This is a genomic window from Shewanella marisflavi (assembly GCF_002215585.1).
Classification (GTDB): Bacteria; Pseudomonadota; Gammaproteobacteria; order Enterobacterales; family Shewanellaceae; genus Shewanella; species Shewanella marisflavi.
Window position 1 is genome coordinate 3,502,413 of record NZ_CP022272.1, and the last position, 18,847, is coordinate 3,521,259.

Below are 18,847 nucleotides of genomic sequence, written 5' to 3' on the forward strand. Positions count from 1 at the left end.
TAAAATATAGTCAAAAAGTACTCATGTCAGTGGCTAATACGAAATAAATTGTAATAGATCAATATTACTTCCCCCGCTCCCAGCCCCCGAGAATAAAAAAAGCCAGTATTCCATCCCTAGAATACTGGCGATCACTTAAGTTAATGATTTAGGTCGAAGTGACCCTAATGACTACTTGTGGCGATTAACGTGCAACCTTGCGACGCAGACCAGCAAATACCAGCAGCATCAGGGCACCAAAGCCTAGTGCACCGCCGTCGTCACTACTCTCTTCAACTTCTGGCTGAACTTCTGGCTCAGGCTGTGGCTCAACACCATCAGAGACAACCGTCAGCATAAAGCTGGTCGATGCTGCATCGCTTGGGTTTTCCACATCACTCACTGTGACAGTGACTTCTACCTCACCATAGAAGTTTTCTTCTGGTGTGATAGTGATTTCGCTGCCAGAGGTGTGGCCGTCGACGACCGCAGTGATATGCTCACCGGTCACAGTGATCTGGTTAACACTGTTTTGCTCATCGGCGTACATCACGGTAATACCTTCCAGGCTAGTGTTCTCAGCGACACTCTGGTCGGCGATTGAGCCTAGGCTAATGTTAGACGCAACACTTACCGTATGGCTCATGTTGATATCGGCCATGCCTTCTACCTGACTCACGGCGTTAACCGTAAGATCCTGACCGGCGGCATTGTCCTTCACGCGAGTCCAAGCGGTGACCTCGAACTGTGATGACTCAGGACCCACATAGTCGTAACAGATAACCAGGCCATCAGACAGCTTCTTATCTAACTCTCCATAGCTGAACTGCTCGCCAAGAAGCTTCTCCAAAGGACCATACTGATACAGCGCGCCTCGGAAACCTTGCAGACCCACAGAACCGCGACCATCTTGTGAACCAAAGTCCAGATTGTCATAGGCCATCATCATCTCGTACTCACCATCACCATGACGGGTGTTGACGTTGAAGATTAGCTCGAAGTCGAATCTGTCATCCAGCTCTTGCCACTGATAAACGCGGTTCGCATCACGGCCCGCTGGCAGGTATGTACGTGCATTATCATATTCCAGAATACCCCAACCGGTTTGGGTAACGGCAATCGAAATACCTGAACGCTCGCTCCAGTTATTCACCAGTGGTGCCGACAAGATAGCTTTTGGTGCATTAGGATCAAGCACCTCGAAACCACGCCACATCATACCGATCGACTCGTAAGGGAAGCTGTTATACGGGAAGATATCATGATATGGGAAGAAGAAAGGTTGGCCTTCCCATAGCGACACTATGCCGTGAGCATGGATATCCAGTGCATTTTGCTTACCTACGTTGAGGTTTTCACTGTTGTTATACAGATGGAAGCTGTCATAACGACCACTGAAGATCATATCGATAGGCAGGGCAATCCCTTTACGGTAAAGGATGTTGTTGTCCTTACCATTGATGGCACGACCATTGGCATCATATTCAACCGGTGCGAAACCGCTGAACAGTGGGTAGATACGGAACTCTTCGAGATCCACATAGCCACCCGGATTCGAGTTACCAAAGTTCGGCGTACGGCACATGGCATCTTCTAAGTTAGTGGTTATGTTGTAGCTAGCTTCAACATCCGCCGTATTAGGCTGAATACCGCTAATGGTCAGCTTGCCATCTTCTACCGTGATATCTGTCACTATCTCTTTAGATGAGGTCAATACATCTTCCGCATTCAGGCTTAGGCCTGCTGGGATATCGGCGCTAATGGTAAAGGCGCGATCCGCACCACTATCGTTAGGCTGAACCTCGAAGGTGAATGGCACCTGCTCACCCAGATGGGCACCGGTTTGCGGCACATCCAGATGTACATCATCAATACCACGCTCAAGCTTAAAGGCCACCTTGCCTATGTTGCCAGCGTTGATCTCTGAACTGCCAAAGTCGATCAGTGAGTAGTAAACATCGCCTTCAACCATCTCAGGTATGTTCCAGTTCACCTGGATATCCACCGGATCCTGACCATTGCTGGCAGGTACTTCCAGGCTCATGTTAGCAGCTACATCGTCAGTCACTACGGTTGTCGCAAATTCGAAGGTCTCTTCCATCGCGTCATAGTAGTTGTTCTGCGCCGCTCCCTTTCTTGGGTTGTAGAACAGTGCCCAATATTGGCCTTCTTCTGGCTGGTTGATGTTACAGAAGTTGTTGTACTGAATGTGGTTAGAGACACACAGTAACTCTTCAAACGGATCCGCCTTACCGTTACCGTTATAGTCCTTACCCACATAAACCAGCAGATTACCTTTATCTAAGGAGCCTTCCAGTTCACTCTCTGTGGTACCAAAGGTTTCGACCATCAAACGACGAGCATTAGCCGGCACCTGAATCATCTCCACGTGAGTCGCCTCATCTAAGCGCTCTTCCATCGGCACGCTCTGATCGGCATTGCTGCTCCAAGGGAAGCTAGCATCGTTATCCTTCGGCAGCGTGATGGTTTTCACATCCGCCTTCACCGGCGTAAAGATGCGACCTTGGATGTTGTCGCCTTCCGGCAGGCTGATCCCCTTGATGATCGCATTGCCATCATTGCGGTGAGCCGTTGCTGCCAGACGTCCTGGCATGCCGTTCTTGTCATACTTGAACACCACTGGCCAGTGCGCCTCAGACGCCGCGCCGCTGGTTTCGGTGAAGATCAGGTTAGAGTGCAGCTCTACTTCCGCGTTGCTGAACCAATCTTGGGTATCCATGATCGACGCTTCGACCACGATATCCAAGGTTTCGCCCGCTTCCAGGGTAAACTCGCTCGGCGTTACCTTAATAGACACACCGTTTTGTGACATCTGTGAACGAGAATCAAACGCCCAGTTAATCACGTCATCATGGGTCACACTCCAGCTACCCGCTGTGGTGGCCTTAATGGTACGGATCCATTGACACTGTGGCTTACACTCGAAGTTCACTAGCTGAGGGATATTCAGCTTGTGCACCGCGCCACCGTTTTGCGGATCGGCAGCCTTAAAGTTATCCACTGTCTCATCCATGATGAAGCCAGCCTTGGCAGCATTGGCCACATTGATACGGCCTGTACCAGCACGGTAGGTCGACGCCAGGACCACATCACCATTCTCATCATTGAGTCTGCGGTACTGCACCTTGTTCTCGGCGGTCATTGCCAGCGCAGATTGAATCTCGGTAGCGCTCCAGCTTGGCTTAGCCTGCTTAAGCAGTGCCATGGCACCGGCAACATGCGGCGATGCCATAGATGTACCGCTCAGGAAGGCAAAGTCGCCCGAGGCGCCGCCGCTTACAAACGGATGCTCATCGGCAAAGGCCGCATAGATGTTAACGCCAGGGGCGGCAACGGCCGGGATCAGGGCTTCTGGTGTCGACGGGCTAGGGCCACGAGACGAGAAGGCTGCCAACCAATCGGCGCGCTCAGGATCTAAGTCGCGATCGATCAAGGTTTCAGAGATGGTTAGCACATGGTCGCTACCTTTAGCTAACCAATCGCTCAGACCGTAACCCGACATGCCGTTGTCCCAGCGACCATCCCACTCTTGTTTGGTGATATGAATGCTAGGCACTGAATAAGCCGCCGTCTTTACGATGGCGTCGGCATTGGCATAATTGTACATGATCATGCCATCGGCGCCGCCCGCCTTAATGTTGTCGGCCTTGGCGTTACGGGCAATACCATTAGGATCGTTGAGATTGTTACGCTTACATACCACGATCACATCGCTCGGGTTACCACCCGCATCAGTCAGATCGAAGGTACCTGCAGGGAATGGCTCGCCACAATATTCATCGCCATAGTCGCTGGCCTTCACCACTAAACCCGTTACCGAGCTGGTGTTCACCGCACCGCCGACGATCTCGCTCCAGCGCGGCATTTCACTGCCACCCACAGGATCGACTAGCTTGGTCTCAACCAAGATCTCACGCGAGTGAGTGCTCGCCGCCACGTTCATCAACCAAGGTGAGGCATGATCGATGGCACCGAAATATTCTTGATATCCCTGAGGCTGGCCAGAGTTACCTGCCGCAGCCGCCACTGAGATCCCGGCTTCGCGAGCAGACAGGAACGCCAGTTCCACGTCGTCGCTCCAAGGATGAGAGTCCTGGCCACCGATAGAGAAGTTAATCACATCCACACCATCGCTGATGGCATCTTCGATACCAGCGATCAGGGCTTCACCCGGACAGCCGCGATTGATTTCATTTGATGGGTGACAGACCTGATAAGAGATGATGTTGGCGTGAGGTGCCACACCACTCATGCGCGGGAAGAGTGCTTCTTTGACCACGCTGCCATCGTTGACGGCGCCCGGTGCAGGATTAACAAAGTCCACATCTAACAGCACGTTACCCGCGGCGGTAGAGGCCACGTGAGAGCCGTGTCCCTGATAATCTTCACCCACTGCTGGGCGAGTGTCGCCATATTCACCGCTGGTAAAAAAGTCGGTGATCACAGGATAGGAGCGTACACCAATGAGTTTGTCGTTACACAGGCCTTCGAAGCCCTCTTTCAAACAGTCACCCACATATTGGCCAGCGCCCCAAGGGTTCTGGTGGTCATAACCATCATCGCCGACATCGGCAAAAGATCTATGGTCTGTGTTTACCCCGGTATCGATAATACCGACGATCACATTCTCCCCTTTGTAGGGCAAAGAATCCGTCACAGTACCTGTCCAGATCTTGTCCGCACCGATTAGCTCTGGGCCGACATCGGACAGCAGGTCATAGGTCTTAGAGCGACGAACAGAGGCCACATTGGCCTGTTGCGATACGCGTTGAGCCTCTTCTTGAGTCATGGCCATAGAGAAACCATTGACCGCATTAGTAAACTGCTGGCGCACAGAGCGATCGCCAAGGGTAGCCGACAACTCGGCAATCACGGCTTGCTGCTTGCTCAGTAGCTGATCGCGATACTGTTTAATCTCGCGATTTACCGGCTGACCAGCGACAAACAACTTGGCCTCACCGGGTTTAGTCTTAACAGTGTTTCGCTCACTGCCACCTTGAGCCAGCAGGTTAGCGCCCGCCTGTGCCAGGGGCTTCTGATGGAGTCTGACGATATAAACGTGCTCCCCTGTCAAACCCTCTTCGACAACGAACTTATCGCTTTGGCGAGCGATCTGCACGTTAAGGCCGTCGTTTTGCAACAGGTTAACCTGTTGCGCACTAGCAGCGTTGAGCTGCTTCGCCTGCTCTGCGGTAATTTTCAGTGGCTCGAGTCTTTCGACCTTACCTGGCGACACTGCTGCCGCTTGCACCATGCCGGCGCTATAGAGCGCTGCCGCCACAGCTGTTACTAATGTTTTCACTCTCATGAAACTGTCCACCTTATTTTAGTTATGCCCTGATGAGATTTTTTATTTGCATATATATTCACCAGCGAAATGACATATAATCATGTTGCCGAAACAAAGGGAGACTGCTTTGGTGTAGCATTTTGTAGTTTTGTTAAAAAGCAAACATATAGTTAACACAGAGTGAATTTAGTTAAGAAAGGGGACATACACCTACGTTTAAGCGCTTTACAAAATCAATATAAATTGATTAAAAACAGGCGAATAAGCTAAAACCCAACTAGACTAGCCTCATGGCTTAAATACAACAAAACGGCTACATATTGAGGTGGAAGCCATGGAAAAATTGCTACGCACAGTCTGTCAATAGCGAAACTTCAGGACTAATGGCGACGATGGCTCAGTACCTTGTATAAACTGACAAGGCATGATTATTCAGATCTATTCATGGCGGTAAAAGCTCAGCAAAGCCCCCTATGGTACTAGGTTCAGCCAGGCCAACGGGGACACAAAAACCGCCCGTGCCCTACTCGAAATAGCATGGCAATGCATGTAGCATTTTGTACACTTGTTAATATTTTTACAGACTTTTAACCTAGGATCGTTTTAGATTCTACTCTTCTGTTTTAGGATGTGGGTGAAGACCATGAAGTACCTTTTGTCGGGTCTTATTTTCTTATCAGGGTTTATCCTGTTCGAAGCCAGGGCCGATGACCAGATAGATGATATTACCACGGGCGAATTTCACTTCACCCTCGCCGCAGGCTATGGCGGAATCGAGAACCCCAGAGCGAAATCCGACGATATCATCACTTATGTACTACCTAGCTGGTCCTATTATGATGAACGCTTCTATATCGAAAACTTCACCTTAGGCTATAGCCTTTATGAGTCAGAGCGCTTCTTGGTGGATCTGCAAACACGTCTCAACGAAGACGGCTTCTTCTTCGAACTGGATGGCTGGAACAAGGTCTTTCTTAGCGACATACTCGGTTTCAAACCCAATAAACAGCCGCTGTTTGGTCCAGAGATCCCTGAGGTAGAAATTGAGCGCAACATCTCCTATCTCGGCGGCCTGAGCACTAGCTGGCTCACTCCCTACGCCGACATTACCCTAGGTTATTTTCACGATGTCAGTGGTGTGCACCAAGGCAGCGAAGTGCATTTTAAGGTAAAAAAGAACGCGGCATTTTCGTGGGGCGCCCTGGGATTTGAGGTCGGTGCGATCCGTAAAAGCAGCAAGCTGATCAGCTATTACTATCACTTTACCCAATCTGAACTGGGCCGAAGCCGTGTTCCTCAACCTCAATCGGCCGCGATTAATTACCATACCAGCGGCGTGCTCAATCTGCCTCTCTGGCAAGATGTCAACTTCGTCGCGATAATCACCTACACTTGGTTAGGAGATGAGATCACCAAAAACCTTATGGTAGAAAAGGATGGATACCTATCGGGATTCGTTGGAGTCAGCTATGCCTTCTAACGCCGTCAGCCTGATGAAATACCTGCTGCTACTGTCCTTGGTCGCCAGCTTTTACTCCTATGGCAACACCACACAGGTCAATGTCAAACCTAAGACCTGTGCCGTCATTGAGGCTGGTAGCCCCTGTCATATGACGCTTAAGATCAGCTATCGACTCGATGCCCTTGAACAAACCTGTATCTGGATAGCCCTGCGCAACGCGCCCGAACAGTGCTTCGACAGCTTGGATGTGGATCACCTGCTCGAGCTGACCCTCACCCAGGATACCCAGGTTTTGATTAAGACCCTTAACGACAAAATACTCGACGAAGTGACTATCAAACTCGCGACTTATCAACCCGTTAACACCCGTAAACGGCGAGGACTTAACTGGAACTTGTTATGACCAAACCTAAGATACTGCTGATCGAAGATGATCTGGATTTGGCCGAACTCACCCTGCTCTACCTGACACAGCAAGGCTTCGACCTGACCCATAGCGAATCGGCCCAAGCGGTCGCCAAGTTGCCTGCCGATCAAAGGTTCGATCTCATCATCTGCGATATCATGCTGCCGGATACCGACGGCTTTAGTCTGTTTGCCGAGCTACAAGAGCGCTATCAATGCGTGATCATCTTTATGACCGCCCTCGATGGTCAGCACGACCAGATAAAAGGCCTGGAACTTGGCGCCAGCGACTATATTGTCAAGCCGGTCAATCCAGAGCTCTTGGTGGCACGCATAAAGGCTAACCTGAGAAAAATGCCTGGTGAGGCAAAGTCTGAAGCCATCACACTGCATGACTTCACCATAGATCACACCCACCAGCAGCTGTCGATTGCCGGTAAGGCGCAGAAGGTAACCACTCAAGAATTTGATCTCTTGTGGATCTTCGCCCAACATCCGGGCAAGGTGCTCAGCCGCGAATTTCTGTTTGAACAATATGTAGGGCGTCCCTACGACGGCCTGGATAGAGCAATAGATCTTAAAATCAGTCGTCTGAGAAAGAAGATAGACAGCTACCAGATTGCCGGGCTCACCATCAAGACGGTCCATGGCCAAGGTTATCTGTTTAACTATCTGCCGCAGACGTCGGTTCGCTAATGAAATATCAATTCTACCGTCTCTATGCGCTACTGATATTAAGCAGTGCGCTGATCATCTGGTCCTTCAGCGAGATCCACAGCGCCATGCAGCAGGTAGAGTCTTACCAGATAGATGTCGACAGTGTGTTTCGTGGTTTGAGCGACAAAGATGCGAGTGTCCTGATCCGCCGCCTGCCAGCCGATGAGCTGGCCTTGCCAAGCGATCTTAGCGACAAGCTGGGCCAGGGTGAAACCATCGCCCTTACTCTCAGTGGCGGCGAAACCTACTACTACCGCCAAGCAGCTGATAAAAATGAGATTATCGCCTTTGGCCCCGTAGTGAAGCCACTTAACCACCCCATGCCCACCGAGCTGATTATTTTTGCCCTCTATGCAAGCCTAGGCTCTCTCGCCCTACTGCTGATCTGGCCGCTGTTTCGGGATCTCTCTCGCCTGCAGCAATCGGCTGTCGACTTCGGTGCTAACCCGAGAAAGATGGAGCAGATCATCAGCAAACGCTCGGCCATTTATCCACTGGCCAAGGTATTTAACGAGGTCACGGTACAGATTGTCGACTTTTTGCAGATGCATAAGGAGCTGTCGCGCACCATCTCCCACGAGGTCAGGACCCCGCTGGCACGTATGCGCTTTGCCCTGCAACTGAGTAAGGCGCAACTGGATGACAAGTATTGGCAGCGACTTAACGCCGATATCGATGAGATAGAGCAGCTGGCCAGCAACTATCTCTCCTTTGCCAAGTTAGAACATAGGGAAAACCAGCTGAAGAAGAGTTGGGTGACGCCGAAACAGTTCCTCAAGCAGCTGGAGGAGAAATTTGCTATCTACCAGCACAAGATAGCGATCGATTTCGATGGTGATGACAACCAGGTGTGCCTCGACCCCAACTCCATGACCATTGCCACCCAAAACCTGATCATGAATGCCCTTCGCTTCGCCCAAAGCCGCATCGAGGTGAGTTTTTACTGTGACCAAGGCAACTGCCAGATCCGTGTCGAAGATGATGGCCCGGGCTTCGAAGGCAAAGGCAAGCAGCTACTGGCTGCCTTTGCCCGGGATAAGGAACAATCAGACGGCTCGGGTTATGGCCTGGGGCTATACATTGCCCGCAAGATAGCCATCTGGCATCAGGGACGACTAGAGGTCGCCCAAGCCAGCCATTTGGGCGGCGCCTGCCTTACCATTCAATGGCGCAATCAAGCGGTTAATTAACACCGCTCGTCACGCCAAGCACGACCCCCAGCAGGCCATAGCCTAATAAGAGCCACAAGATGCTGGGGCGATAACGCCGCAACAGATAGCCTCCCACTAACACCCACAGAAGATCCAGTGCAGAAGCTATGGCAGAGGTGATCACCGGCGAGATCAGCGCCGCCAGCAGCAAGCCCACCACGGCGGCATTCAGCCCCATAATGGCGCCGCGAAATTTTGGCCTGGCCATCAAGGCCTGCCAACTGCTAAGCACTGACAGCTGCAGTAAAAAACCGGGCAAAAAGATCGCCATGGTTGCCACTATGGCGCCTAACAGCGGCGCGTCTGACCAAGACTCGGCCCCGAGAAATGCGGCCAGGGTGAACATGGGCCCGGGTACCGCCTGAGCCAGCGCATAGCCAGTAAGAAAACGTTCACTGCTTAGCTGCTGACCAACACTGCTTTCAAGTAGCGGCAGCACTACATGGCCGCCACCAAATACCAAGGCGCCTGCCTGATAAAACTGCGCAAACACTTGGGTTAGCCCACCGCCCGCTCCTATCCACCACAAGGCGACGCCAAAAAGCAGCAAAAACAGCGCAAGTGGTATAGGTTTCAGCCTCAGGGACTGCAGGGGTTCATCGGGCATACTTTCCAGGGCAGTAGGGGACAAATAATAGCCGCCAATACCGGCAGCCATCAGCAAAATCGCCAGTTGACTGGCCAAGCCGCCCAGCAGCAGCGTCACTATGGCGGCGCACAACATCAGCAATCGAGTCAGCCCTTGGCGACAAAACTGGCTAAACATTCCCAACACGGCATCGGCGACCACCACCACAGCGAGCAGCTTAAGGCCGTGGATCAGTCCCTGAAACCAGCTGGTCTCCAGCCAGCCAAGGCTCGCCACCGCCAGCAGATAAAGGAGTATAAATGAGGGTAAGGTAAAGCCAGCAAAGGCCGCGATGGCACCGGTAATGCCAGCCCTGTGATGGCCAATGGCAAATCCCACCTGGCTTGATCCAGGCCCAGGGATCACCTGGCTCAAGGCGACAATAGCCCCAAAGCGCTTTGCATCGAGCCACTTAAGCTCATCGACAAAACGTCGCTTAAAATAACCGATATGGGCCGCAGGCCCGCCAAAACAGACCAGACCTAACAGCAGAAACTGTTTGAAAACCGCTCCCAAGCTAACCTCCTCATCCTAGGTTGATGAGACTAGATTATGACAGCAAAATGACGCGCCGATGACAAGCGTTAGGCTTGACGCTGCAACATCACCAGCACTTCAAAGTGATCCGTATGGGGGAACATGTCAAACAGCTGCACCTTAGTCACTCGATACCCTGTAATGGCGCGCAGATCTTTGGCCAGTGTCTTGGGGTTACAGCTTGAATAGAGAATCGCCTGGGGCGCAAATTCACTGAGCGAATGGCACAGCGCCTCGCCAATTCCCCGTCTGGGTGGGTTGACGATAATAAGATCCGGTTTCTCTTCACCGCGACTGTCGCTGGCGAAGGTGGTGGAATCGAGCGCGGTGAAGCGCACATTGGTCAAGCCCAGCGTCTCGGCGGACATCTTGGCGCAGGCAATGGCTTCAGCCTCTATCTCAATACCGGTAAGGGCGACGTCCTTAGAGGCGCAGTGCAAACCAAAGCCCCCCACTCCACAGAAGAGATCCCAAATCGATTTTGGCGCCAACTCCCGCGTCCATTCACGGGCACTTTGGTAGAGCTTGGCCGCCACCTCGGGATGGGTCTGAAAGAAACTTTTTGGGCGAATATAGAGGGGCACCTGATTAAACACTTCCTCGAGACGTGTGGCTTGGGTCAGAAAGATCTCCTCCTCCCCTTCCAAGATAGCCATGTGCACGGGCTGCAAATTAACCGACACCACCTTGATCTCAGGATGCTCCGCCAAAAGTGCTGGCAGTTCGCGCTCGATACGGGGAATCGCCTGCTCGGAGCGCATTACGAAGCGCAGCATATATTCTCCGCGCACCTGGCTGCGGGTCAGCAGAATAAACTTCAGCTCGCCCTTGGCCTTATCTACGCGATAGGGCGGGATCCCCGCCTGGCGTACAAAGCGTTCCAGCCGATGCAGCAGTTGCTGCATATCTTGAGGATACAGGCTACAGTCACACAGGCTCACCGCCTCACCGCTAGGGCTCACCAGCCCCAATAGGGGTTGATGGGCGGCGCCTAAAACCACCATCTTGGCCTTATTACGAAAGCCTGACTCAGGCCCCACCACAGGAGGCAGCCACTGCTCTACCGGCAGATCTTTTAGCAGTGCCTCGAGCGTCGCCGATTTCGCGGCCACCTGTTCGTTCAGGGGCGTCTTGAGATGACGGCAGGAAAGGCATTGATTGGCATCGAAATAGGCACACTTCACAGATATTTTGCTCGCAGCTAGGCTTAAAAAAGGCGCCTTACTTTAGCCTTTTTGAGGAGAAAAATCACCATTGTCAGGTGTACTCTGGGTCGCTTGCACAGGTGTCAGCCTTAAACTGTCGACATCGGCCCGCACCGGCTTAACCCCGCGGCGCGTTTTCACCCAGGCTACGGCCTCCTTGGCCGTATGCCTGAAGGTGGTGAGCTTGCCGCCATAGACAGTCAACAAATTCGGATGTGTCTCGCTAGACACCATCATGGTGTCTCTGGGCAGATCGAACGCCTCTCCCGACTGCTTTGGCAACACCCTCACGCCGCAATAACGGCCTATGATCCGATCGCCAAGAGGCCCTTGGCTTTCAGACAGCGGAAAATAGTGACGATAGATCCCCAGCAGGTAAGCCTCTTCTGCATGGGTCACACCCGCTGCGTCGACGGCATCGATAGGGGTTTCGGTAGTCCCTAGCATGGTCTTTCCCTGCCAAGGCATAACGAACACCACGCGCTTATCGTAGATTGACTCCAGGTAGAAGATGCCACTCGGCGCGGGAATATCCAGCACCAGATGACTGCCTTGCACCAGCTCAACCGGTGAAGCCTGGATCTTAGGGACCACCTGCCCCAGGGTCTGATTGACCCAGGGGCCTGTGGCATTGATAACACAGCGACTGCTAAGCCATTGCATTTCACCGCCCGTTTCATAGCTCACGATACAAGAATCTGGCCTGTGCTCTATCTGCTTAAGCTCTACTTGGGTCAGCAGCTGAGCGCCAAGTGCCCGGGCGCTTTCGGCCACCGCCAGGGTCAGGCTGGCATCATCTGTCTGAGCATCCCAATAGCGAAACACGGCCCTAAGCCCTTTCAGTTTGAGTCCGGCGAGCTGACCCCACTGGTTAGCGGGTATCGACTTGAACTGCCCCAAGGGGTCAAACTCACTGAGCAGGGCGTAGAGGCTTAGCCCGGCGCGAATGGCCAAGGGACCGCGCCGACTGTCACTATAGATAGGAATATAGAAGGGTACTGGCTTTACCAGCTCGGGGGCTAAGGTCAGTAGCGCCTTGCGCTCGGCAAGCGATTCGCGCACCAAACTCACCTGACCCGACTCAAGATAGCGCAGGCCACCATGGATCAGTTTGCTGGAGTTCGACGAGGTCTTCTCACCCAGCCCATCTTTTTCAAGCAGCACCACAGAGTAACCAGCGGCCTGGGCACATTGGGCGATCCCAATCCCGGTAATACCGCCGCCAATCACGACTAAATCCACTGCTTGCATAGCGCTTCCTTTGGTTTAATTAACCTTTAACCTTGGCTCGCCCGTTGCAGATACTCATAGGCCTTATCACATAAGCGCTTAAGCTCGGCAAACTCCTCGGGTTCCCCCCCCAGCTTGCAACGCATCTGTAGTGGAACCGACTTAGCCTCTTGTTGCAACGCCCTGCCCTCATCAGTTAGTTGTAGCACTCGCACTCGCTCATCGGTATCACTGCGGCCACGGGTGACTAACCCTTTAGTTTCCAGCCGTTTGAGCAAGGGTGTCAGGGTGCCAGAATCCAGGTGTAACTGCTCACCTAAGGTCTTAACGCTGATCCCTGGGTGTTCCCATAACACCAACATCGCCAAGTATTGCGAATAGGTCAAATCCAACGCCTCCAATAGGGGACGATAGGCACGTACCATGGCATTGGCGGCGCTGTATAGTGAGAAACAAACCTGGTTTTCGAGTGCCAACGGGTTAGGCTGAGTATCTTGGCTCATGGGTAAGGCTACCATTATTAAATTGCACACAACTTTTGCCAAGTTTACGCCATGAACCGACTAAAGTGAAAATTTATCAATAAATTTTTTTGATGCGTAAATAGTCAATAATCCGTCAATTTTACATAGACTTAAGCAAATAACTTAGCAAAACCATCTAGATGCAAACCGACTAAATACTGGCGCTAGGTTAAATACTCAAACTCATCGACATAAAGCCTAAAACCCACCTGTGAATACGGTTGCTTTTCCAGCGACAATCCCCTAAATTCCCAGCATTATTTAGCTCTATACACTAAAAAACACATTGGAGGTGTTCACTATGAAGCGACAACTGCTAGTGATCTTGTCAATTCTCTTTGCGGCACAGGTCCATGCACGCTGCCCACAAAACATCAGTTTGGGCGATATCCCTTTTGACAAAAACAGCTCATATTTCGACAGCCAATATGCCAAACAACTACAACAGCTGATCGAAAAGACCCAGGCTGATACGGGCTATCTGCTACTGGAATTCCCGCTCTACAAGGGCGAAACAGACAAAAAGATCAGGGAATATAATCTCTGGCTCGCCAATCGCCGTATTGAGCGAGTGAAAAACTTCCTGACGAAGTCAGACTACCACCAGCCTGTGGTCACCAAACTACTAACCGCAAGCCAGGAAGATACCCGAACGCTGAGTATGCATTGGTGTCAGCAAGAAAGTGGTGAGACAGCCATTGCCAGCGCTGTCGCCCCCAGTCGCAATCTGCTTAAGTAAACCCATCAGCGATTTTAAAACTCGTCGCCTGTGCACTTAACTGCCGGGCGGCGCTGGCCGCACACATAAAAATCCGCGCAAGTTAACATTTCCAGTATATTTCAAGATTTATGTTGCAAATCTGAAACATAAACTTAGCCTCGTCGTTGGCGCGCAGTACACTATCCCTAGAACGCCTTTGTCATCGTCTTTTGGCAAACCAGCCCCGGGAGGGATTATGTTTAGAGCCCTGATGTTTTGTTTTCTGCTACTCTCCAGCGCATTACCCAGTTTCACACAGGCAGCAGATAATTCAGTATCTGAAAATGCCACTTGGCATTATGTCAACGCCGACGGTCAGCTTAAGATTAAACTCTATTTTTTCTGGTCTAAGACCTGTCCACACTGCGCCGAGGCTCATCCCTTTATCGACAGCCTTCCAGAGAAGTATCCCTGGATAGAGCTTGAATCACACATGGTTTCTCAAGCGGGCACCCAGAAAAAATGGCAGAGCATCGCCGAAAAAACCAAAGTGGCAGCGCGTTCAGTCCCCTATATCGCCGCCTGTGAGCAAGCCACTGTGGGCTATAGCAGTGAGGCAGTAACCGGACAATTTATCTTGTCACAGCTCAAGGCCTGCTACCGAGCCTTAGGCGGTGTTGTGCAAGCAGATGATACCCAACCCCATGCTGGTGAGTCCTCAGGCCAAGGAGAACCCTTATTTGCCACCTGTAGTGCCAGCAGCGACCCCGGCACCTGTGACATAGGTTTAGGTGAAAATCCCGAGGCTGCACCTGTTACTAAGGTACAGCCCATTGAGCTGCCGCTGATCGGCGTCGTCGCACCAGAGCAGCTTTCCTTACCTGTGCTCACCGTAGTACTGGCTGGCGTTGACGCCTTTAACCCATGCGCCTTCTTCGTGCTGCTGTTTTTACTCTCTATTATGGTTAACGCCAAGAGTCGCACCCGCATGTTGATAGTTGGGGGCATCTTTGTATTCTTCTCAGGTTTTATCTACTTCCTGTTTATGATTGCCTGGCTCAACATCTTTGAATTATTGGGCGCTGGCAGCGATGGTGGCCTGATCATTCTCGGGGCAGGTATTCTGGCACTGATTGCCGGCACCATTAACATCAAGGATTACTTCTTTACCAAAGGGGAAGTGAGCCTGTCCATGTCGGCAGAAAACCGTACAGGCCTCATTAAGCGCATGGGTAAACTCACCAGTGCCAGCAGTATGGCTGCCATGATTGCGGGAACTGTTGTACTGGCGATATTGGCTAACGCTTATGAGCTACTGTGTACCGCAGGCTTCCCAATGATCTACACCAGCGTACTGTCAATGCACGAGCTCCCAGCATATGAGCGTTACCTCTATCTGGCCTTCTACAATGTGGTTTATGTTATCCCGTTAGCAGCCATAGTGATCGCCTTTAGCGCCACCTTAGGTAAACGCAAACTCTCTGAAAAAGAGGGACAAACCCTGAAACTCATGTCAGGGATCATGATGATCGGTCTTGGGGGCATGTTGGCACTCGACCCGACGGCACTGCAAAATGCTGTACTCGCGGTTGGCTTGATTCTAGCGTCTATCGTACTGACCTTTATTATCAGCATCACTCGCAAACAGATAGACAAGCGCAAAACGGTGAAGCAGTAGCGCAGATAATGGCTCAAGTTTTCCAAAATGACGCCGATAGCACTATAGTTAACCTATGTAAAATTGGTTAACTATAGACTCTCACCCAGTTTAAGGCGGTAAGCATGGCAATAACAGTTGGTACCAGTAATCTACAACCTAACCTAAGCAATGGAAGCATTGGGGTAAAAGTTGCACAACTCGCTAAAGAGCAGCAACAAGCAGAGGGAGAGATTGCGCTACAACTGATTGAAGCAGTTGACTCGGCGCCGAGTGCTGGGCCAGTAGGAAACAGTGGTCACAATATTAATACCACAGCTTAATCAGCATAAAATTTAAAAGCCCTCATCTAGAGGGCTTTTTCATACTCGCAGCATGGCCTACTCTTCAGCCTTCGCCACGCCCACACTGAAACAATCCCGTCCTTGTGCCTTACTGAGGTAAAGCAGCTGATCGGCGCTGGCGGTCAAATCCTGGGCACTCAGGCCAGGCTGCCATAGGCTAACGCCCTGAGAGACTGTCACAAATGCACCTAAATCTGAATCAGGATGAGCTATCTCAGCAGCCTTCAGCGCCGCGCGGATCTGCTCAGCAATATGGCTTGCGCCATCGAGATCGGTATCGGGCAATATGACCGCAAACTCCTCACCACCATAACGAGCGGCAAGATCCCTTGGACGAGAGGCGATACCGTGTAGTACCTCTGCTATACGGATCAAACACTTATCCCCTTGCTGATGCCCAATACTATCATTGAGTCGTTTAAAGTAGTCCACATCCAGAAGAATCATGCTCAAGGGATCCTTAGTGCGTTTGGCGGCCTTTATCTCCAGCGCCAGCACCTCATCGAAATGACGTCGATTACTCAAATTAGTCAGGCCATCAATCAGTGCCATATGCTTAAACTGTTGCAATAGCTGTTGCTTCTCCGCATCTCGCAAGATCGCCTTTCTAAACCACTCCTGCAACACTTTTTGCCCGGTCACTATGATCACCAAGAGACAGGTAAACTTGGTCACGGCAAAGATAGGGTTTTCCGGAGTCTCGATAATCCTAGTCACTAAACTGACCGATAAAAGCGGAATGACGCTTACCAGTAACCAGTTACGCAGCGGAAACAGTGAAATGGCAAAGGTAAACACCAGTACATCCACCACTGAATCGACAATAGCCAGAGAGGTATATTCACCTAATATGCTGTAGGAGCTGGTGAGCCAATAATGCCCCACCACAAAGTAGATCCAGGCGACCTCTAACACCAACAAGTAAGCCAGCACCAATCCTAAGCGATGCCGTTCAGGCTGACGATAGAGAATGCCGGCCAGACCAAACAGGGCGATACACAAGGCAGGCATCTGCAACACCAAGAGGTCCTGCACACTCAACAGATGATGCTTTTGCAACACTGTGGCAAAAAAAATGGCAACCAGCAGAAATACGGACAGGTAAGCGGTCCACTTTACCGAACGGCAAAGGTAGATATGGGTCTCCTGGACTAGGAGTTGGTCAAAGCTTTTTGGCTTACTATTCATCCTTCTCTGCGCTCGCCCCTCTTTTATGACACTATTCACACTCACTCAGCTTAAGTAATTATAAAGACGAATAAAAAAACAGCCAGCATTACGCTGGCTGTTTACTATTTATACTCGCCTTTGCCATTAAGCAGCGACTGCGTCTGCCGGCTCACCCAGACGGATCAGGTAGTCGAATGCGCCAAGCGAAGCGGTTGCACCGCTACCCATGGCGATGATGATCTGCTTATAGGCAGAGTTAGTCACATCACCTGCGGCAAATACGCCGGGCAGTGAGGTTTGACCCTTGGCATCGACCATGATCTCGCCCCGCTCGGTCAAGTCGAGTGTGCCCTTGAGCCACTCGGCATTAGGTACCAAGCCAATCTGCACGAAGATACCGGCGAGGGCGATATGATGACTTTCACCTGTTGCCCTATCGGTATAGTTCAGTCCTTGCACTCGCTTGCCATCGCCGACCACTTCCGTCGTCATGGCCTGGGTGATTATCTCAATATTGCCCATAGAGGCTGCCTTGCGTTGTAACACGTCATCGGCGCGCAGCTTGCTGTCAAACTCAAGCACAGTGACATGCTCAACGATATTGGCCAGATCGATGGCCGCCTCTATGCCCGAGTTACCACCGCCAATCACGGCGACGCGCTTGCCCTTAAACAGCGGGCCGTCACAGTGTGGGCAGTAGGCGACGCCTTTGCCGCGATATTCTTTCTCGCCCGGCACATTCATCTCGCGCCAGCGAGCGCCTGTGGCCAGAAGTACCGTTTTGCTGCGCAGTAGTGCGCCACTTTCGGTTTGGATCTCAAACAACTCACCGGACTTGAGACTTAAGGCACGCTGGTTATCCATGATATCGACATCATAGTCATGCACATGAGATTCGAGATTAGCCACTAACTTTGGGCCTTCGGTGGCTTTCACCGAGATAAAGTTTTCAATTCCTACGGTTTCGGCCACCTGGCCGCCAAATTTGTCCGCCAGGATACCGGTTCTTAAGCCCTTACGCGCCGCATAGATCGCTGCCGAGGCGCCAGCCGGGCCACCACCGACCACTAACACGTCGAAAGCCTCTTTCTGATTTAACTTTTCCGCTTGGCGGCTGGCCGCATTAACGTCCAGCTTGTTAAGGATCTCGACAACGCTGATCCCACCCACTGAAAACGGCTCGCCATTAAGGTAAACAGAAGGTACCGCCATGATGTTGCGCTCGTTCACTTCATCCTGGAACAAGGCGCCATCTATCATGGTGTTTTGAATATTAGGGTTGATTGCCGCCATCATATTAAGCGCCTGCACCACCTCGGGACAGGTTTGACAGCTCAGCGATATATAAGTCTCGAAGCGATATTCACCTGGCAGGTCACGGATCTGCTCTATCACTTCAGGCGCAAGCTTGATCGGATGGCCACCCGTGTGCAGCAATGCCAGCACCAAGGATGTAAATTCATGGCCCATCGGCAAACCGGCAAAGTGGATCTGACTCGCGCTATCGGCATTAGTGATGGTCATCGACGGGGTACGTACACCCTCTGATTCGGTCAACGATACGAGATCCGACAACGAGGCAATATCTTTTGCCAACGCCATTAATTCTTGTGCTTTAGGACGCTCATCTGCCGATACGACAAGTTCAACTGGGCGCTTGAGGTTTTGCAGATAGGTAGTCAGCTGATTTTTTACATTCGCATCTAACATGATAACTCCTAGGAAAAAGAGGCTCCCAACGGGAGCCAAAAACTTAGGGAAAAATTG

At 51.6% G+C, this 18,847-nt stretch carries 14 protein-coding genes; 7 read left to right on the forward strand and 7 right to left on the reverse strand.

Features of this window, described 5'->3' with window-relative positions; all coding sequences use genetic code 11:
- Positions 1-184 precede the first annotated feature (184 nt).
- Positions 185-5,308: a S8 family serine peptidase gene (locus CFF01_RS15470; RefSeq protein WP_088905393.1), complete on the reverse strand. Its 5,124-nt coding sequence runs from the start codon at positions 5,306-5,308 to the stop codon at positions 185-187.
- 625 nt (positions 5,309-5,933) lie between these two features.
- Between CFF01_RS15470 and CFF01_RS15475 the strand changes: the two genes are divergently transcribed.
- The 4 genes from CFF01_RS15475 to CFF01_RS15490 are packed head-to-tail and all read left to right on the forward strand — an operon-like array spanning position 5,934 to position 9,064.
- Positions 5,934-6,770: a MipA/OmpV family protein gene (locus tag CFF01_RS15475; protein WP_232479455.1), complete on the forward strand. Its 837-nt coding sequence runs from the start codon at positions 5,934-5,936 to the stop codon at positions 6,768-6,770.
- Entirely contained in the window at positions 6,760-7,155 is a 396-nt protein-coding gene (locus CFF01_RS15480) for a DUF3019 domain-containing protein (protein WP_157705010.1), read from the forward strand. Before CFF01_RS15475 ends, CFF01_RS15480 begins: the two co-directional genes overlap by 11 nt.
- Entirely contained in the window at positions 7,152-7,853 is a 702-nt protein-coding gene (locus tag CFF01_RS15485; protein WP_088905395.1) for a response regulator transcription factor, read from the forward strand. Before CFF01_RS15480 ends, CFF01_RS15485 begins: the two co-directional genes overlap by 4 nt.
- Positions 7,853-9,064, forward strand: coding sequence for an ATP-binding protein (locus CFF01_RS15490; protein ID WP_088905396.1), 1,212 nt, complete (start codon positions 7,853-7,855; stop codon positions 9,062-9,064). Before CFF01_RS15485 ends, CFF01_RS15490 begins: the two co-directional genes overlap by 1 nt.
- Here the strand turns inward: CFF01_RS15490 and chrA are convergent.
- The 4 genes from chrA to CFF01_RS15510 all read right to left on the reverse strand — a co-directional run bounded on the left by chrA (position 9,057) and on the right by CFF01_RS15510 (position 13,188).
- Positions 9,057-10,229 carry a chromate efflux transporter gene (gene chrA / locus CFF01_RS15495; RefSeq protein ID WP_088905397.1) on the reverse strand — a complete coding sequence of 391 codons (1,173 nt, stop codon included), beginning with the start codon at positions 10,227-10,229 and terminating at the stop codon, positions 9,057-9,059. The genes CFF01_RS15490 and chrA overlap by 8 nt on opposite strands.
- A 68-nt stretch (positions 10,230-10,297) precedes the next feature.
- Positions 10,298-11,434 (reverse strand): 23S rRNA (uracil(747)-C(5))-methyltransferase RlmC, encoded by a 1,137-nt coding sequence (rlmC, locus tag CFF01_RS15500; RefSeq protein ID WP_088905398.1) that lies wholly within the window; start codon positions 11,432-11,434, stop codon positions 10,298-10,300.
- Between the two features lie 42 nt (positions 11,435-11,476).
- On the reverse strand, positions 11,477-12,706 hold the full coding sequence (locus CFF01_RS15505; protein WP_088905399.1) for a glycerol-3-phosphate dehydrogenase/oxidase: 1,230 nt from the start codon (positions 12,704-12,706) through the stop codon (positions 11,477-11,479).
- A gap of 26 nt (positions 12,707-12,732) precedes the next feature.
- Positions 12,733-13,188 (reverse strand): MarR family winged helix-turn-helix transcriptional regulator, encoded by a 456-nt coding sequence (locus CFF01_RS15510; RefSeq protein ID WP_269768262.1) that lies wholly within the window; start codon positions 13,186-13,188, stop codon positions 12,733-12,735.
- Between the two features lie 322 nt (positions 13,189-13,510).
- Here CFF01_RS15510 and CFF01_RS15515 point away from each other — a divergent pair, with 322 nt between their 5' ends.
- The 3 genes from CFF01_RS15515 (at position 13,511) to CFF01_RS15525 (ending at position 15,889) form a co-directional block, all read left to right on the forward strand.
- A complete protein-coding gene (locus CFF01_RS15515) occupies positions 13,511-13,948 on the forward strand; it encodes an OmpA family protein (RefSeq protein WP_033537892.1) in 438 nt (145 codons plus the stop codon).
- A 217-nt stretch (positions 13,949-14,165) separates the two neighbouring features.
- Positions 14,166-15,587, forward strand: coding sequence for a cytochrome C biosynthesis protein (locus CFF01_RS15520; protein ID WP_088905400.1), 1,422 nt, complete (start codon positions 14,166-14,168; stop codon positions 15,585-15,587).
- Positions 15,588-15,691: 104 nt separating this feature from the next.
- On the forward strand, positions 15,692-15,889 hold the full coding sequence (locus CFF01_RS15525; RefSeq protein ID WP_088905401.1) for a cytoplasmic protein: 198 nt from the start codon (positions 15,692-15,694) through the stop codon (positions 15,887-15,889).
- A 57-nt stretch (positions 15,890-15,946) separates the two neighbouring features.
- Here CFF01_RS15525 and CFF01_RS15530 read toward each other — a convergent pair whose 3' ends face one another.
- Together CFF01_RS15530 and ahpF are read right to left on the reverse strand one after the other, a co-directional pair.
- Positions 15,947-17,098: a GGDEF domain-containing protein gene (locus tag CFF01_RS15530; protein WP_088905402.1), complete on the reverse strand. Its 1,152-nt coding sequence runs from the start codon at positions 17,096-17,098 to the stop codon at positions 15,947-15,949.
- Positions 17,099-17,224: 126 nt separating this feature from the next.
- The gene (gene ahpF / locus CFF01_RS15535; protein ID WP_088905403.1) at positions 17,225-18,790 is read right to left on the reverse strand and encodes an alkyl hydroperoxide reductase subunit F; all 1,566 of its coding nucleotides are present in this window, start codon (positions 18,788-18,790) and stop codon (positions 17,225-17,227) included.
- Positions 18,791-18,847: the final 57 nt, after the last annotated feature.